The following is a 17,936-nucleotide window of genomic DNA, read 5'->3' as shown; positions in this document are numbered from 1 at the left end:
GTAGGATTGTTGTAGTAAGCTTCAAAATTAAGTCTTTTAATTTGAAAAGCAATAATATTTTTTAGTCTGAAAAAGGAATATTTTGGACTTGAAAGAAAATATTTTTTCATTCGGATGAAAAAAATTTTTCATCGGGGAGAAAATTTATTTTCATGCCTATGAAAATATTTTTCCAGCCGCATGTTTTTGTTTGGAAAAATATTTTCAGCAATTGATATATTGCTGGAAAAGTTTTGCGTCAGGTGGGAACATTCAGGAAAGAAAAAGAAGAAGCTGCCGGTTCTCAGGTATGAAACGTTATTATGATAAACACTTATGTTGGTAATAGCTTAGAATGGAGAGACCGACAGCTTCAGAATTTAATTTAGAGAGAGAGAAAATCTGAGCAAGCAGCCGCTGCTGCAATCTCAAAAATATTTTCAGGAATTCCCACCTCCCAAAGCGTGATAGAGATTGGTAATTCCTTGGATTTCATTAAACTTATCTTCGACTCTTGTCAGTTCAGCCTGTAACAGACTTTGCTGTGCGATGAGGACTTCCAGATAATTAGTAGTTCCGTGCTCCATAAGCAGTTTTGTACTTTTCTCGGCTGTCTGCAATGATTTGATTTGCTGACAGTCAAGTTCAAACCTTTTCTGTGCAGTTTGCCACTGCGTAAGAGCATCGTTTACTTCAGCTCCGGCATTCAGGATACTTTGTTTGAATGCCAGCAGAGCTTCTTCCTGCTGAGCTTTGCTTATTTTCAGCTGGGCAATGTTCTGGCCTTTGTTAAATAAAGGTTGAAGGAGTGAGCCAACAGCACTGAACAACCATCCGCTTGGATTTGCTATTGCCAACCCGCTTCCGTCGGTCCATCCGGCAGAACCGCTTAGCGTAATGGACGGATAAAAAGCAGCTCTAGCTTCATTTGTAGTGTAATAAGCTTGAGCCAAAGCCCATTCAGCCTCGATTATGTCCGGACGATTCCTGAGCAAGTCCAAAGGAACGCCTGTTGACATTTCTACAGGGAATTTCTGTTCCGACAAAGTATTGCGGTCAATCTCTCCCGGAGAATTTCCCAATAAAACGGACAGACTGTTTTCTACCGATTGTATTTGCTGTCGGATACTCAGAACTGAAGCATCGGTTTGCAGTTTGCTGGCTTCGGCTTGCGAAATCTCAGCCTGGTTGACAGTTCCGTTTTTCTTCAATGCATTCAATGTGTGCAAATAGCTGCCCCAGTTTTCGGAAGTACGCTGGCTGATACTTAATTGCTCGTCAAGCATAAGAAGTGTGTAATAGCTGTTGGCAATTGTAGCAATTAATTGTGCGCGCACAGCCTGACTGTATGCCTTGCTTTGATAAAGAGCGGCTTCGGAACCTTTTCGTGCATTTCTCAATTTTCCGAACAAATCAATTTCCCAACTGGCAGAACCTGCCAAGGTGTATGATTTTTCTGTCCCGCTAGCTTTCGAATGAGTTATCGACGCGTCTGGATTGAAGAAAACTGACGGGAGAAAAGACAGATTTGCTGCCATCAACACAGCTTCAGCCTCATTCACTCTGAGATGAGCTATTTGCAGGTCTGTGTTGTTTTCAAGCCCGGTTTCGATCAGAGTTTTGAGTTTTTCGTCGGAGAAAAACTCTTTCCACGATACTGTAGCTATTGAAACAGTGTCAGCGCTTGCCTCGCCCTGGCGGAAAAGTCCGTTATCCACGGACATTTCCGGACGTTTGTATGACTGGTAAATATGGCAACTTCCGGCAGACATTGCAAACGCAAGGATTATGATGGAACTGATTACGTTTTTCATATTCATTACTTTTTTATTGGTTGTTGTGTATTCCTTTCCGGCATCAGCTTTTCCTGCAAATATTGGAAAATGGTGAAAAGAACCGGAACGATGAACAGCAGGGCAATAGTTCCGATAAGCATACCTCCAACAGTTCCGACACCGAGCGATATGTTACCGTTTGCGCCGACACCGGTTGCAAACATCATTGGCAGAAGGCCGAAAATCATAGTCAATGAAGTCATAAGAATCGGACGAAGACGAACCTTAGCAGCAGAAAGGGCGGCTTGCGAAATACTCATTCCGTGCTTTCTTCTTTCAGAGGCATATTCGGTCAGAAGAATTGCAGTTTTTGAAAGCAAACCTATCAGCATAATCAAACCTGTCTGCATGTAAATGTTGTTTTCCAATCCGAATACCTTGGCAAATAAGAAACTTCCTGCCAATCCGAAAGGAACGGAAAGAATCACAGCCATTGGAATGAACATACTTTCGTAGAGCGCACAAAGGATAAGGTAAATGAAAACAACACAAACGAAGAACACCAATGCTGCCATATTTCCTGTTGATGCTTCCTCGCGCGACATACCGCCGAATTCATATCCATAGCCTGCCGGCAAGGTTTGTTTTGCAACTTCACGGATTGCCTGAATAGCCTGACCGGAACTGTATCCATCTGCCGGCACTCCGTTGACTGATATTGCGGAGAACAGGTTGAATCGTGTAAGGATTTCGGAACCATAAACTCTGGTTAGTTTCAGGTATTGTCCGATTGGTGACATTTCGCCGTCTGATGTTCTGACAAAGATATTGTTCAATGATTCCTTGTCGAGGCGGAATTCCGGCGAAGCCTGAATCATCACACGATACAGCTTTGAGAATCGGTTCATGTTGGACGCATAGTTTCCGCCAATATATCCGGAAAGAGTTGATAAAACATCCGATGGAGAGACGTTGTTCCTTTTACATAGAGCAGCATCTACTTCCACCATATATTGAGGGTATTTAGTGTCGAATGATGTATAAGCTTTGGATATTTCCGGACGTTTGTTCATTGCGTCAATCATATTTCTGGTGTATTTCAGCAAATCTTCTATGCTTCCGCCTTTCTGGTCCTGAACGTATAATTCGAAACCGTTACTTACACCATAACCGGAAATCATCGGCTGGCCGAATGCTCGGATTGTGGCGCCTTTGATATCGTCGGTCAGACTGTAGATTTTATTTATGACGGCATTTATGTCGTGTTCTTTTCCTTCACGTTCCGACCAGTCTTTCAGTCTTATGATAAACTGTCCGTTTGATGCACCTTGTCCGTTAATAATACTGTTACCGGTTACTTTGGAATACATTTTTATTTCCTCTATGTCTTTGATACGTTTTTCAACCATATCCATTACACGCTTTGTTTCGCTAAGGTTACTTCCCGGAGGTGTTTGTACGTTCATGAATATAGTTCCCATATCTTCCTGAGGAACAAGACCAGTCTTAGTAGTTTTCATCAGAATAAACAAACCTGAGAATGCAACAACAAGCAATGCACCGGCAAGCCATTTTCTTTTCAGGAAGAAGAAAACGCCGAATTTGTATTTATTCACCATTCTCTGGAATGATGCGTCAAATGCAACGTGGAACCGTGAAGAGAAACTCATCTTTTCTCCATTCTCACCGGTTGTGTGTGGAGTCATAATCAAAGCACATAGGGCAGGAGAGAACGTAAGAGCGTTGAGTGCCGATATGGCAACGGCAATAGCCATTGTCAGACCGAATTGCGTGTAGAATGTACCTGTTGTTCCTCCAATGAAACATACCGGAATAAACACCGCCATGAAAACGAATGTAGTTGTAATCAATGCTGAGGTAATATTGTCCATAGCATCAATTGTGGCATGATAAGAGGAAACATATCCTTCGTCGAACTTAGCCTGAACGGCTTCCACCACAACGATGGCATCGTCAACCACCGTTCCGATTACAAGAACAAGAGCGAAGAGCGTCAGCATATTCAGACTGAAGCCGGCAGCATAAAGGAAGGCGAATGTTCCGATAAGACTTACGATAATTGCAATAGTCGGTATAATACTTGAGCGCAGACTCTGCAAGAAAACATAAACAACAAGAACAACGAGGATAATAGCCTCAATCAAAGTCTTTACCACACTCTTGATAGAAGCATCCAGGAAGTCTTTCGAACTCATCAAGTCCACCAACTCCATTCCTTTTGGAAGAGTTTCTCTGATTTTCTCTGCTTCGCTGTCAATCTGCTTGATAATTTCATTGGCATTTGAGCCTGATGTCTGTGCTATCATACAGTTTGCGCCAGGAAGACCGTTTACTTCGCCGATATATGTGTAGCTCATTGAGCCTAACTCTATTCGTGCAATATCTTTAAGTCTTAGGATTTCGCCATTCGGCAATGAGCGGACAACAAGGTTTTCGTAGTCCTTTTCTTCTTCATAGCGGCCGCGGTATTTCAGTACATATTGGAATGTATTTTCTGAGTCAGCCCCGAATGTTCCTGTTGGAGCTTCCACGTTCTGTTCGTCCAGAACTTGTGTTATGTCACTAGGCACCAAACCATATCTTGCCATTTTAAGCGGATTCAGCCAAATTCGGAGAGAATAGTCGGAACCCATTACGTTTACTTCACCGACACCTGGAATTCTGGACAATCTAGGTTCGATGTTTATCTTAAGGTAATTGTTCAGGAAACTTTCGTCGAACGAGCCGTCCGGACTATAAAGAGCAAGTGATTTGATATTACTTGTCTGTCTTTTTCTGACGGTAATACCTGTTTTTGTTACTTCGGCAGGAAGAAGTCCTTGTGCCGTAGCAATTCTGTTCTGCACGTTAACCAAAGCCATATCGGCATCAGTTCCCTGTCTGAAATAAACAGTTATACTAGCAGTTCCTGTGTTGGCGGCAGTTGAAACCATATACGACATATTTTCAACACCGTTTATAGCTTCTTCCAAAGGAACATTGACACTCTTCATTACTGTTTCAGCATTTGCTCCTGTGTATGTTGCTGAAACTTTTACTGTAGGCGGAGCAATTTCTGGGAATTGTTCGATAGGAAGCTGTGAAAGCCCTATCAAACCAATTATTATAATTGTAACAGAAATTACTCCGGCAAAAATAGGACGATCAATAAATGTCTGTATTTTCATATAAGATGTTTTTTCTGTTATTTAACCTTTGTTCCATCACTTATCAGACCTGCGCCTTCTGAAATGATTTCTTCTCCAGGCTGCAGTCCGGATTCAACGATATATTCTGTGCCATTGTTGAGGTGGAATACTTCAATGTCAGTTGATTTTGCATAACCGTCAACAACTTTGAATACAAATGTCTTGTTTTGTATTTCATATGTTGCTGTTTGAGGAATAACAATACAACCTTTACGTTCATATGGAAGCAACACAGTTCCGCTACCACCGTTTCTTAGCAAGCCGTCGGGATTAGGGAAAGTGGCTCTCAAGCTTACTGCTCCTGTTGATTCATCTATTGTTCCGCTGATAGCGTCGATGCGTCCTTTCTGATTATATTCTTTTCCGTTGCTAAGCTTGAGACTTACTTCCGGTAGATTTTCTATAGCTTTATGCAAAGAGCCATATTGTTGCAAAATGTCCAGAATCTGATTCTCTGCCATGGAAAAATAAACATTCACGTTGCTGTCGTCTGAAACTGTAACCAGCGGTTCTGCAATACTGCTGCTCACAAGTGCGCCTACACGATAAGGAATCATACTGGCAAATCCGTCAACAGGACTTTTAACTTCGGTATAAGAAAGATTGTTTCTTGCATTTACTTCTTCTGCTTTTGTCTGTGCCAAGTAAGCTTTAGCTTCCAGATATGCGTTTTGCGCTGTTTTCAAGTCAAATTCAGAAACCACATTTTCATTGAAAAGTTCTTTTTTACTGTCTGCTGTGAGCTTTGCTGTTTCCAGTTTGGCTTCAGCCATTTTCACATTGGCAATGGCAGTTTCAAGGGCTGCTTTATACGGAACCTGATCTATTACAAACAGAAGTTGTCCTTTTTTCACTAAATCACCTTCGTTTATACAAATCCTGGTTATCGTTCCGCTAACCTGAGGACGTATTTCAACATACTGTTTTCCACTTATTGCTGCTGCAAATTCTGAGTTCAGCAAACGGTCACTTGCTTCAACAGTCATTGTCTGGTATTGTGCATCTTGCGTGTTTCCCTTGTTTTGTTTACAACCGGCAAGAGCCAAAGAAAGAATGCATAAAAAAGTTAGATATTTCATGTTTATCGAGTGTTTTCTACAAATCTATACAGACTAAATGTTTAGTATGAAATTAGTGTTGACAAACGACGTGAAAGTGATGATATCCGGAATAACATAAGTTTGTCAAAATGCTGGTATTACTGTATTTTTGTGATATGAAACAGAATAAGATAACTCTATATATTGACTTGTTATTTTGCTTGGTGTTCCTGCCAATGCTGATAATGATTTTGCCGGTTGACAAATGGATTGTTTATCAGACAACATTCCTACTCATACTTATCGCATATCTTTATATATTGTATTTTGTATATAGAAAAGTGAAGATTCCATCTTTGGTTATGCAGAAGAAATATTGGCAGGTTTGTGCGATAATAATTGTTCTTTTACTCGCAACGGAACTTGTCAGTCTAGTTCCTTTTACCGAAAATTCATCACGCTCGCCTTTACCACAAACAACCAGGCAGCACTTGCGTTCACAAACGGTCTGGTTTTTCTTTTGGGTTGTAACAGGCTTTTCCTTGGCAATCGAACTGTTGTTCGAACTGTTCAGGCAGATAATTTCCAAACACGAAATTGAAGCAGAGAAAGACAAGGCGGAATTGTCGTTATATAAATCCCAGATTAATCCTCATTTCCTTTTTAATACTCTGAATTCGCTTTATGCTTTGGTAATATCACAATCGGAACATACGGAAACTGCTTTCATTAAATTCTCCAATATTCTAAAGTATATGTATTCTCAGGCAACTTCGGATTACATAGATATTGGCAGTGAGATAAATTATATCAGGCAATATGTGGATTTGCAGAAGCTTCGCCTTAATCATCATACAATAATAGACTTTGTTTCTGAAATAGATAACGACAAAATGATGATTCCGCCGATGATTCTGATAACATTTGTGGAAAATGCTTTCAAATATGGAGCATCGTCAGATGAGGATTGCTGTATCACCATAAGAATAAAAGTTAGTAATGGCGTTTTGGATTTTGAAACCAAAAACAAGATTATGCGTGACAGAAATGATATTGTATCTGCTGTAGGAATTGAGAATTGCCGTAAACGCCTGGAACTTCTTTATCCGGGTAAGTTTAAATTATCTGCCGGATATAATGGAGAATTGTATGAGACAAGATTGGTTATAAACCTATTATAATGTAAAAACAGAATATAGAAGAATATTATGAGAAATATTTCCTGTATAGCTATTGATGACGAGCCTTTAGCTCTCACCATTATACGCAGTTTCTGCAACCGTAAAGGCGGAATGGAGCTGCAGACGTATTGTGAGCCTCGCATTGGTCTGGAGGAAATTATCCGTCAGAAACCCAATTTGGTTTTTCTGGATATTCAGATGAACAGTATCAGCGGATTGGAAATTGCAAATATTCTTCCAAAAGAATGTGTGTTTATATTCACAACAGCACATGCTTCATTTGCTCTCGAAGGATTCAATCTTGACGCTGTTGACTTTCTGCATAAGCCATTTGCTTATGAGCGTTTTGAAAAGGCTGTGGATAAGGCTTTGAGAAGGATAGAGGCGATGGAAAGCAAAGTTCAGAAAACCCAGCCTCAGGAAACAATAGTAGTCAAGCAGGAGTATAATAATGTTGTTATTCCGGTTGATGATATTATTTATATTGAAGCAATGGAAAACTACACTAAGATTTACAGGCGTAGCAGTGGCAGTTATGTTTTGTCGAGAACCAGTATGAAGTCTATATTTAATATGCTTCCGAAAGGACTTTTCATACGGGTTCATAAATCATATATAGTGGCAAAGAAAGCTATATTAAGTTATTCGTCCAACCAGATACAACTCTCTTGGAAAGGAGTTTGTGTTCCGATTGGACGAACATATATGGAAGATTTCCTGAATAAACTGAAGTAGATTATTAGCTTCTGTATCTTTCTTCTATTACATTCCAGTCAATAATATTCCAAAGAGCGGAAATATGGTCAGCTCGTCTGTTCTGGTAGTCGAGATAATATGCATGTTCCCAAACATCGAAACAGAGGATTGGCTGTAATCCTTTAGTCAAAGGATTTCCTGCATTGCTTTCTTTTTGTATGCTAAGTTTTTTGTCTTTATCAGCAGCGAGCCACACCCAACCGGAACCAAACAGACTTGCAGCTGCAGCATTGAATTCTTTCTGGAAGTTTTCAAATGTTTGCCATTCTGCCTGAATGGCTTCCAAAAGGATTTCGTCAGGTCTGCCGTTTGCGTCCGGCGAGAATTGCTGGAAATACATATTATGATTCAGAATTTGTCCCGCATTGTTGAAAATACCGCCTTCCGAATCTTTTACAATATCCTCAAGGCTCATATTTTCATATTTCGTTCCAGCAATCAGATTATTCAGATTGTTCACATAAGCCTGGAGATGCTTCCCGTGATGAAACTCTATTGTCTTTTGGGAAATGACAGGCTCAAGAGCGTTAGCTTCATAAGGAAGCTTTATAAGTTCGTGCTTCATACTAGTAATGATTTTAGATAGTTAATAACTAAAGTTTTGCCAGTGCTATAACTTGTGGAGTTATAGCCACTGTTTCATGAATTCATCCATTGCCGCAGCATTTTCTTCCAAACTCTGTAAATGTTTGAACTGAGCGCGTGTTCTTACCAGATTATGCTCCGGGTAATGGATTTTATAATAAGTATCGCCGTTGATATAATCAGTAAGGAAGCGAACAGTTTGCATATAAGTCAGAAGTCGTCCGCCATAAGGCAATAACTTGATTTCTTCAGGAGTAAGGAATGCCTTCGCTGTTTCCATATATCCTTTTGTATATGCTTCAAAAATAGGCATATTCAATCCTACATTATCAAGGTTCTTGTCATCTTCTGCACCAGTATTTCCTGCAGTTCTTATAAAGTCTCCGATGTCAGACAGAACGAAACCAGGCATAACAGTATCAAGGTCGATTACGCACAATACTTTTTTCTCGTCTGCGTCGAATAATATATTGTTGACTTTAGTATCGCAGTGATTAGTACGTTTCTTAAGTTTTCCTTCACGATAAAGGCGTTCCTGAATGCACATTGCTTCGGCGCGCTTTTCAATTTCATCAACAAGCTCCTTTACTTCATCCAATCGTCCAGCCTTATTTTCAGCTATTGCTTCACGGAATTGCTGAAGACGGAACTCCATATTATGGAAGTTTGGAATAGTTTCGCCTAGTGCTCCTTCCGGAAGGTCTGCAAGCATTGCCTGGAATTCACCGAAAGCTTTTCCTGCTTCGTATGATAATTCCGGAGTAACTTCTTCGTAGCTTACACTTCTTGGAATGAAAAGACAAACTCTCCAATAACTGTCGCCGTCAAAATAATAAGATTTACCATCTTTTGAAGGTATGAAAGTAAGGACTTTACGGTTAATATCATCAACGCCTTTAGCTTCTAATTTCTTTCTGATATGTGTAGTAACAGTTTGCACATTGTTCTGAAGCATTTCAACATTAGTAAATATCAAATGATTGATACGCTGCAAAACATATTTGATTTCTCCTTTTTCGTTTGTGACTTTCAGAGTGTCATTGATATGTCCGTTGCCAAAAGGTTCTGCATCAACAACCTTTTCTGTCAATTCAAAATGTGAAAGGATATTCAATAATTCTTGTTTTGTTTTCATCACGGTATTGTTTTTGATTTATAATGCACAAATATAATAAAAGGCGTTCGCAGAGCAAAATAAAATATATCCGAACCCACGCTTTCGCCGGGCCGTATTAATTTCGAAATATATCCGGACCGACGGATGTGTGGGGCCGGATATATTTTGAACAGTTCTTTTATCTTGTCAATTTGTTTCCTTTTCCACTTAAAGTTTAGATTGCGAAACTTAGGATTAGGCATAAAAAAATAACAAAGGACAAAGTTTGTAATCATTGTCCTTTGTTATCATAAAAAACAACCTAAATCATTTTACCTTTTTACCAACACCTATAAAAATATATTGTCTCAAACAATATAACTTTTTAATAATACTTTTTCATAGTTCTGTTTTCGACTGCAAAGTAAATTCTTTTATTTCAAATGTCGTTTGATGTATATCAATTTTACTAATGTATCAACGTTTATTGATATTTGTCAAAATTTAAAGTAGGCTTGCTCTGACACGGCTTAATGTTTCCGGTGTCATAAGAAGATATGATGCTATATGTGAAAGCGGAGCTCTTTGGATAATTTCCGGATGCTCCTTAAGCAAGCGGCAGTATCTTTCATTTGCTGATTCAAATCTTAGCATATCAGCTTTTTGCTGTGAAAGAATCAGTGAATTTTCAATCATTGTACGATACATTACCTCTATTTCATAATTCTCTTTTATCAGTTCCATAAGCTCGTCGTATGGCAGACCGTAAACAATACTGTTTTCCAGTGCTTCAATCATAAGTCGAGTTGGTTTCTGTCTGAAAAAACTTTCTATACAGAAAAAGTTTGTTCCTTCGCAGGCGAAATGCTCTGTCAGGTCACGTTTGTTTTTGTAATAATATAAACGCAACATTCCTTTATGAACGTACCCTATGTGCTTACTTACTTCTCCTTCTTTTAAATACATCGAATTCTTTTTCAATTCAGTCTTAACTAAAATGGAGGCAACTTTCTGCAATGATTCCTCGCTTAACGGTGATGAAAGCTCGGAAATTCTTTGTGCAATGTGCTTACTTAAATCCATACCTTAACTATTCTATTTTCTCTTCTTAATGCAAAAATAAGATTTTTTCTGACATAAATCAAAAAAATGCTTTGGCGTGTATGGCTGATAAAATAAAAAATCCTGTGTTTTACCGAAAACAAACATTGCTTTCGGTAAACACAGGATATCATAGTTTTTAAGTCTTGCAATTAGCAAAACTTCAATTACTTATATTCTTGCCAGCTCTTAATCTGTATATCATCAACAGATAATGTGCAGAATGCTTTTATGAATGCACTTGCAAGGCGAGCATTTGTTATCAGAGGAATATTCAAGTCGGTTGCAGCACGGCGGATTCTGTAACCATTGTCCAATTCTCCAACAGACAAATCGCGTGGAATATTTACAACCATATCGATTTTCTTTTCATGGAGCATATCCAAAGCCTGAGGTTGCATGCCTGTTTCGCTTGGCCAATATACCAATGTGCTTGGAACTCCGTTTTCCTGTAGGAAGCGGTGTGTTCCTCCTGTGGCAAACAAATTGTATCCTTTACTTGCCAACATCTTGGCTGCATCAAGCATATCAACTTTCTGTTTAGCTGTACCTGTTGAAAGCAAGATATTTTTCTGAGGAATACGCAAACCAACAGAAAGCATACTCTTAAGGATTGCTTCAGAAACGTCATCACCGATACAGCCGACTTCGCCGGTAGATGTCATATCCACGCCCAACACTGGGTCTGCTTTCTGCAAACGGTTGAATGAGAACTGTGAAGCCTTGATACCTACATAATCCAAATCGAATTCGTTCTTATGAGGTTTTTCAACCGGCAATCCAAGCATGATGCGTGTTGCCAATTCGATAAAGTTAATCTTCAAAACCTTACTTACGAATGGGAAACTACGTGAAGCACGCAAGTTACATTCAATTACCTTGATTTCATTTCCTTTTGCAAGATACTGGATATTGAATGGTCCTGAAATATTCAATTCTTTAGCAATTTGCTTACTGATACGTTTGATTCGTCTTACTGTTTCAACGTATAGTTTCTGTGCTGGGAACTGAATTGTAGCATCACCTGAGTGAACACCAGCAAATTCAATATGCTCACTTATGGCGTACATGATGATTTCGCCCTTGTCGGCAACTGCATCCAATTCTATTTCTTTACACTGTTCGATGAACTGGCTTACTACAACCGGGTGTTTCTTGGAAACATTAGCTGCAAGTTTAAGGAATCTTTCAAGCTCTTCATCATTTGAGCAAACATTCATTGCAGCACCACTCAACACATAACTTGGACGAACCAGAACAGGGAAGCCAACTTCATCAACGAAAGCTTTGATGTCGTCCATTGATGAAAGCTCTTTCCAGCGAGGCTGGTCAACTCCGATACGGTCAAGCATTGCAGAGAATTTTTCGCGGTCTTCAGCGTTGTCAATGCTCTTGGCAGACGTACCAAGGATATTTACACGCTGTTCGTCAAGACGCATAGCCAGGTTGTTAGGAATCTGACCACCTGTAGAAACAATAACACCGTGAGGATTTTCAAGTTCAAGAATATCCATTACGCGTTCGAATGTCAATTCGTCGAAATACAGACGGTCGCACATATCGTAGTCTGTAGATACTGTTTCTGGGTTGTAGTTGATCATTACACTGCGATAACCTTCCTTACGGATAGTATTCAATGCCTGAACACCGCACCAGTCAAATTCTACTGAGCTACCAATACGGTAAGCACCAGAACCTAAAACAACAATTGAACGTTTGTCGCCAAGATATGTAACATCATTTTCTGTTCCGCTATATGTCAGATACAAATAGTTTGTTTGAGCAGGATATTCAGCAGCAAGAGTATCAATCTGTTTTACAACTGGCAAAATGCCTCTGTACTTACGTTCCTGACGAACCTGAAGCAGTGCCTTTTCAGTATCTTCCATGTTTTCCTTGTAAATTGCACGGGCAATCTGGAAGTCTGAGAATCCCTGAACTTTAGCACGACGCATCAATTCTGTAGGAATTTCACTGATTTTGCTGCAAGCCTCCAATTCGTTAGCTGTACATATAATTTTATATAGTTTCTGTAGGAACCATTTGTCAATCTTAGTCAAGTCATGAATCTGGTCGATTGTATAACCAGCACGGAAAGCTTTGCTGATAACGAAAATACGTCTGTCAGTCGGTTCATTCAATGCCTTGTCAATATCAGGAATAACCAATTCTTTATTTTCAACGAATCCGTGCATTCCCTGTCCAATCATACGCAAACCTTTCTGAATAGCTTCTTCAAATGTACGTCCGATTGCCATTACTTCACCAACAGACTTCATGCTTGAGCCCAACTCGCGGGCTACGCCTTGGAATTTACCCAAGTCCCAGCGTGGAATTTTACATACAACATAGTCCAATGCCGGTTCAAAGAAAGCACTTGTTGTTTTTGTTACGGAATTGTTCAAATCAAACAAACCATAACCCAAACCTAATTTAGCAGCAACAAAAGCCAATGGATAACCTGTAGCTTTTGAAGCTAATGCAGATGAACGGCTCAAGCGGGCGTTAACTTCAATTACTCGGTAGTCTTCGCTTTCCGGGTCGTATGCATATTGCACGTTACATTCACCGACAATACCGATGTGGCGGATAATGCGGATTGCAAGTTCACGCAATTTATGATAGTCTGTGTTTGAAAGTGTCTGTGAAGGAGCAATTACGATACTTTCGCCAGTGTGAATACCAAGTGGGTCGAAGTTTTCCATATTACATACAGTAATACAGTTGTCGAAACGGTCTCTCACTACTTCATATTCAACTTCTTTCCAGCCTTTCAAACTCTTTTCAACCAATACCTGTGGAGAGAAAGAAAATGCTTTTTCTGCCAAAACATTAAGTTCTTCTTCGTTGTCGCAGAAACCGGAACCCAAACCACCCAAAGCATATGCTGCACGGATAATTACAGGATAACCTAATTCTGCAGCAGCACGGCGAGCATCTGCAATATTATCTACAGCTTCACTCTTGATAGTTTTGACATTGATTTCATCCAGTTTCTTTACGAACAACTCACGGTCTTCAGTGTCCATAATAGCTTGTACCGGTGTACCAAGAACTTTAACCTGGTATTTTTCCAACACACCGCTCTGATACAATGCAACACCACAGTTCAATGCAGTCTGTCCACCAAATGCCAACAGGATTCCGTCCGGACGTTCCTTTTCAATAACTTTCTCAACAAAGAACGGAGTGACCGGAAGGAAATATACAGTATCGGCAACACCTTCAGACGTTTGCACCGTAGCAATATTCGGATTGATAAGGACTGTTTCGATACCTTCTTCCTTGATAGCTTTCAAAGCTTGAGAACCAGAATAGTCGAACTCTCCGGCTTCTCCAATCTTCAAAGCACCTGAACCTAATATTAGGACTTTCTTAATATCATTGTTTATTGTCATATCTGTCTGTTTTTAGAGAATGGATTAAAGCATTTCTGCGAATTTGTCAAAGATGAAATCTGTATCTGTCGGACCACTGCAAGCTTCCGGGTGGAACTGAGATGAGAAGAATGGCTTTGTCTTATGACGAATACCTTCGTTAGTTCCATCATTCATGTTTACGAACAATGGCTCCCAGTCTGCTCCTAAAGTGTCATTGTCAACTGCGTAACCGTGGTTCTGAGAAGTGATGAAGCACTTTTCTGTACCAACCATACGTACCGGCTGGTTGTGACTTCTGTGTCCATATTTCAATTTATAGATAGAAGCACCACCAGCTTTTGCCAATAACTGGTTACCCATACAAATACCACAAATAGGCTTGTCGCCATTTAAAGCTTTGCGAATGTTCTGTACAGCCGCATCACAGTTGTCAGGGTCGCCAGGACCATTGCTGATGAACAAGCCATCGTATTCCATATTCGTGAAATCATAATTCCATGGAACACGGACAACAGTCAGATTTCTTTTCAGCAAGCTGCGGATAATGTTATGCTTTACACCACAGTCCAGCAAAACAACTTTCTTAGTTGTTTTTCCTTCTGCATTTTCAGGCTGATATGTAATTACTTCTTTACAAGAAACAATATCTACATAATTTACATGGCCATAATCCGGCATCTGCAAATCGTTACCTTCGTCACCTATGACAATTCGTCCCATCATAACACCGTGCTCACGCAGTTTCTTTGTCAGAGCTCTGGTGTCAATACCATAGATGCCTGGAATATGTTCTTCTTTCAACCAATCACCCAAACTACATTCAGCATTCCAATGGCTGTATTCATGACTGTAGTCACTGATAATGATAGCATCAGCATGAATCTTTTCACTTTCCATAAATGTAGATATACCATCCGGACGGAAAGTACGTGGAGGTACACCATAGTTACCTACCAAAGGATAGGTTAGAACCATTAGCTGTCCTGCGTAAGATGGATCAGTTAAACTTTCCGGGTAACCGGTCATAGCTGTATTAAACACAACCTCTCCGGCAACTGGCTTTTCATAACCGAATGAAAAACCTTGGAATTTAGTTCCATCATCAAGGATTAACGTAGCGATTTTGTCTGTTTGCATATATTATCTCTTGTTTATGAATTTGTCAAAATATTATTAATCTTTAGTTTTGCCTATAAAGCCTTGTTTCCTTTATAAGTTATTTTGTCCAATATTCTTTTTCCATATAGGAAATGAATGCTTTATTGACAAGTTTTACTCCACCCGGAGTTGGATAATCTCCTGAGAAATACCAGTCTCCTGGATGGTTTGGACATGAACTGTGCAAGCCTTCTAAAGTCTGGTAAACTATTTCCACTTTAGCTCTAGTTTCTGCGGGTGTTAGCAGTTCAACAATTTTTGCAGAAATTTCTTCATCGCTAAAAGGTGCATATACAGCCTTTACACAGTTTTCTTCAGAATCACGTCCTTCGGCCTGCAGTTTCTTTGCTTTTTGATAAGCTTCTATAAGGATATCTTCTTTCCCTGTTTCTTTTAGCAAAGCAACCGCAGCTTTGAATGCAATAAATTCACTCATGCTTGACATATCAATACCATAATAGTCCGGATAACGGACCTGTGGTGACGATGAAACAATTACAATCTTTTTAGGATGTAATCTGTCAAGAATGCTGATTATACTTTGTTTCAGAGTAGTTCCGCGGACGATACTGTCGTCGATTACCACCAGATTGTCTTCGAAAGCATTTATGCTTCCATATGTTATATCATAGACGTGCGCTGCCAAGTCATTTCTGCTGTTTCCCTCAGCAATGAATGTTCTTAGTTTAATATCTTTTATGGCAACTTTTTCAGTACGCACACGCATTGCCAGAATATCCTCAAGTTCTTCTTCCGACAATTTGTGGCTTCTGTCTGTAATCAATGCCTTTTTCAGACTGTTCAGATAGCAGTCCAAACCTTCTTTCAATCCAAAATATGCAACTTCAGCAGTGTTTGGAATGAATGAAAAAACAGTATGATTCAAATCATTGTCTATTGATTTGAGAACAGCCGGAACAAGATTTTCACCGAGAGTTTTTCTCTCACGATAAATATCAACATCACTGCCTCTGGAGAAATAAATTCTTTCAAACGAGCAAGCTTTGTTATCCTTTGGCTCTACAATTTGCGAAGTATGCCACTGTCCTTTTTTATTTACAAATAAAGCTTCTCCGCGGTTCAGTTCTTTTACATCCCATGAATGCACATTCATTACAGTTTGTATGACTGGTCTTTCAGATGCAAGAACAATTATTTCATCATCAATGTAGTAAAAGGCAGGTCTTATACCCCATGGGTCTCTTACGCTGAACATTTCACCACTTCCTGTAATACCACAGATTACGAAACCACCGTCCCATGTATGCGTACAGCGCTTGAGAACATTCGATAGGTCGATTCTATCTTCGATAGCTTTAGTAATATCTGTGCCTTTTAATCCTTCAGATTCGCATTGAACATATAGCTTCTCAACTTCACGGTCAAGTCTGTGGCCAAGCTGTTCAAGCATTATATATGTATCTGCATATTTTCTAGGATGTTGTCCTATTGCGGTTATTTCCTGAAAAACTTCATCAACATTAGTCAAATTAAAATTCCCGCATAAGGCAAGGTTTTTAGCACGCCAATTGTTGCGGCGTAGGAATGGATGGATATAAGAAATACCGGATTTTCCGGTTGTACTGTATCGGAGATGCCCCATATAAAGTTCTCCGGCAAAGGGTAAGTTGTTTTTGGCAAAATAAGGGTCATTCAGTTCTTCGTTTGAAAAATCTTTATAATGATTATGGACTGATGAGAAAATTTCTGTTATCGCACCTGTTCCAACAGCTCGTTCACGAAACATATACTCATCACCGACTTTAGACTCTAATTTTACACTGGCAAGTCCAGCTCCTTCCTGTCCACGGTTGTGCTGCTTTTCCATAAGGAGATAGAGTTTGTTCAACCCATACATCCAAGTTCCATACTTCTGATGATAATACTCCAACGGTTTCAGCAATCGAACCATGGCTACACCACATTCGTGCTTTAATGTTTCCATCTTCTTAAATAACCTAATTTTTCAATATGCAAAGATAGGAGGTTTTCATTATATAATTAGACTATTGAAATGAAAAATACAAATACTTTAACAGAATAAAAATACTTTTCAGAAAATGATAGCATTTTATAACAATATGACTAAAATACTGTGCATTTAATATGTAGTTTGTAAGATTTTGATTAGTAGGTTTTCTTTAAATTTTGTGTTATCGTTAAGAAATGTTCATAGTTCACATGATTCCTTTGATTTTCAGAGAGGTGTGAAAATTGTGAAACTTCTCAAATTGAAATTAGTTCAGGAAGAAAAATGGATTACATTCGGAAGAAAAAGAGTTAATTTATTTGTTGCATATTTTATATACTGCGAAATGTAATTTAAATTACAAACATTAATAAAAAAACGAATGCTACCGGATTCACATCCAATAGCATCCTACACTAACCCTTAACTTTAACCAATGAAAAACAATATTCTTTAATTACTGTAAACACAGTTTCTATCAATCTTGTGTAAGTTGTTCGCTGAAAAATAGTGAACGACTTTTTGTTCTTTAGTCATAAACATTCTTCATAATTGTTTGAGAAGTTGTTCTTGACTTTCTACGTTTACAAAATAAGGTTCTTTATTCGAGAAAAACAAATCTTATTGCGAAAAAAATGCGTAATTAATATGTTTTAACAATATTGTAGAGGTTGATAAAAAACTTTATCTTTGCGAAATGATAGGGA

General features: G+C 39.1%; 11 protein-coding genes. 2 read left to right on the top strand and 9 right to left on the bottom strand.

What is annotated here, in order from left to right:
• Nucleotides 1-419: 419 nt before the first annotated feature.
• The 3 genes from ACYIAR_RS04870 to ACYIAR_RS04860 are packed head-to-tail and all read right to left on the bottom strand — an operon-like array spanning nucleotide 420 to nucleotide 6,042.
• Entirely contained in the window at nucleotides 420-1,793 is a 1,374-nt protein-coding gene (locus ACYIAR_RS04870; protein ID WP_480332462.1) for an efflux transporter outer membrane subunit, read from the bottom strand.
• A 5-nt stretch (nucleotides 1,794-1,798) separates the two neighbouring features.
• Nucleotides 1,799-4,942, bottom strand: coding sequence for an efflux RND transporter permease subunit (locus ACYIAR_RS04865; protein ID WP_480332460.1), 3,144 nt, complete (start codon nucleotides 4,940-4,942; stop codon nucleotides 1,799-1,801).
• A gap of 17 nt (nucleotides 4,943-4,959) precedes the next feature.
• Nucleotides 4,960-6,042 (bottom strand): efflux RND transporter periplasmic adaptor subunit, encoded by a 1,083-nt coding sequence (locus ACYIAR_RS04860; RefSeq protein WP_480332458.1) that lies wholly within the window; start codon nucleotides 6,040-6,042, stop codon nucleotides 4,960-4,962.
• Between the two features lie 137 nt (nucleotides 6,043-6,179).
• Here ACYIAR_RS04860 and ACYIAR_RS04855 point away from each other — a divergent pair, with 137 nt between their 5' ends.
• Together ACYIAR_RS04855 and ACYIAR_RS04850 are read left to right on the top strand one after the other, a co-directional pair.
• Nucleotides 6,180-7,184 (top strand): sensor histidine kinase, encoded by a 1,005-nt coding sequence (locus tag ACYIAR_RS04855; protein ID WP_480332456.1) that lies wholly within the window; start codon nucleotides 6,180-6,182, stop codon nucleotides 7,182-7,184.
• A 27-nt stretch (nucleotides 7,185-7,211) separates the two neighbouring features.
• Nucleotides 7,212-7,919, top strand: coding sequence for a LytR/AlgR family response regulator transcription factor (locus tag ACYIAR_RS04850; RefSeq protein ID WP_480332454.1), 708 nt, complete (start codon nucleotides 7,212-7,214; stop codon nucleotides 7,917-7,919).
• 4 nt (nucleotides 7,920-7,923) lie between these two features.
• Here ACYIAR_RS04850 and ACYIAR_RS04845 read toward each other — a convergent pair whose 3' ends face one another.
• The 6 genes from ACYIAR_RS04845 to ACYIAR_RS04820 form a co-directional block, all read right to left on the bottom strand.
• Nucleotides 7,924-8,505, bottom strand: coding sequence for a superoxide dismutase (locus ACYIAR_RS04845; RefSeq protein WP_480332452.1), 582 nt, complete (start codon nucleotides 8,503-8,505; stop codon nucleotides 7,924-7,926).
• Nucleotides 8,506-8,565: 60 nt separating this feature from the next.
• Nucleotides 8,566-9,663: a phosphotransferase enzyme family protein gene (locus ACYIAR_RS04840; RefSeq protein WP_480332450.1), complete on the bottom strand. Its 1,098-nt coding sequence runs from the start codon at nucleotides 9,661-9,663 to the stop codon at nucleotides 8,566-8,568.
• 462 nt (nucleotides 9,664-10,125) lie between these two features.
• Nucleotides 10,126-10,704, bottom strand: a complete 579-nt coding sequence (locus tag ACYIAR_RS04835) for a Crp/Fnr family transcriptional regulator (RefSeq protein WP_480332448.1) — start codon at nucleotides 10,702-10,704, stop codon at nucleotides 10,126-10,128.
• 185 nt (nucleotides 10,705-10,889) lie between these two features.
• The gene (gene carB, locus ACYIAR_RS04830; RefSeq protein WP_480333562.1) at nucleotides 10,890-14,114 is read right to left on the bottom strand and encodes a carbamoyl-phosphate synthase (glutamine-hydrolyzing) large subunit; all 3,225 of its coding nucleotides are present in this window, start codon (nucleotides 14,112-14,114) and stop codon (nucleotides 10,890-10,892) included.
• A gap of 30 nt (nucleotides 14,115-14,144) precedes the next feature.
• Nucleotides 14,145-15,239: a glutamine-hydrolyzing carbamoyl-phosphate synthase small subunit gene (gene carA, locus ACYIAR_RS04825; RefSeq protein ID WP_480332446.1), complete on the bottom strand. Its 1,095-nt coding sequence runs from the start codon at nucleotides 15,237-15,239 to the stop codon at nucleotides 14,145-14,147.
• A gap of 79 nt (nucleotides 15,240-15,318) precedes the next feature.
• Nucleotides 15,319-17,205: an amidophosphoribosyltransferase gene (locus ACYIAR_RS04820; protein WP_480332444.1), complete on the bottom strand. Its 1,887-nt coding sequence runs from the start codon at nucleotides 17,203-17,205 to the stop codon at nucleotides 15,319-15,321.
• Nucleotides 17,206-17,936 lie beyond the last annotated feature (731 nt).

It is taken from the genome of Parabacteroides sp. KHUB-01, assembly GCF_056640935.1.
This window is presented reverse-complemented; position numbering and strand designations above follow the sequence as displayed.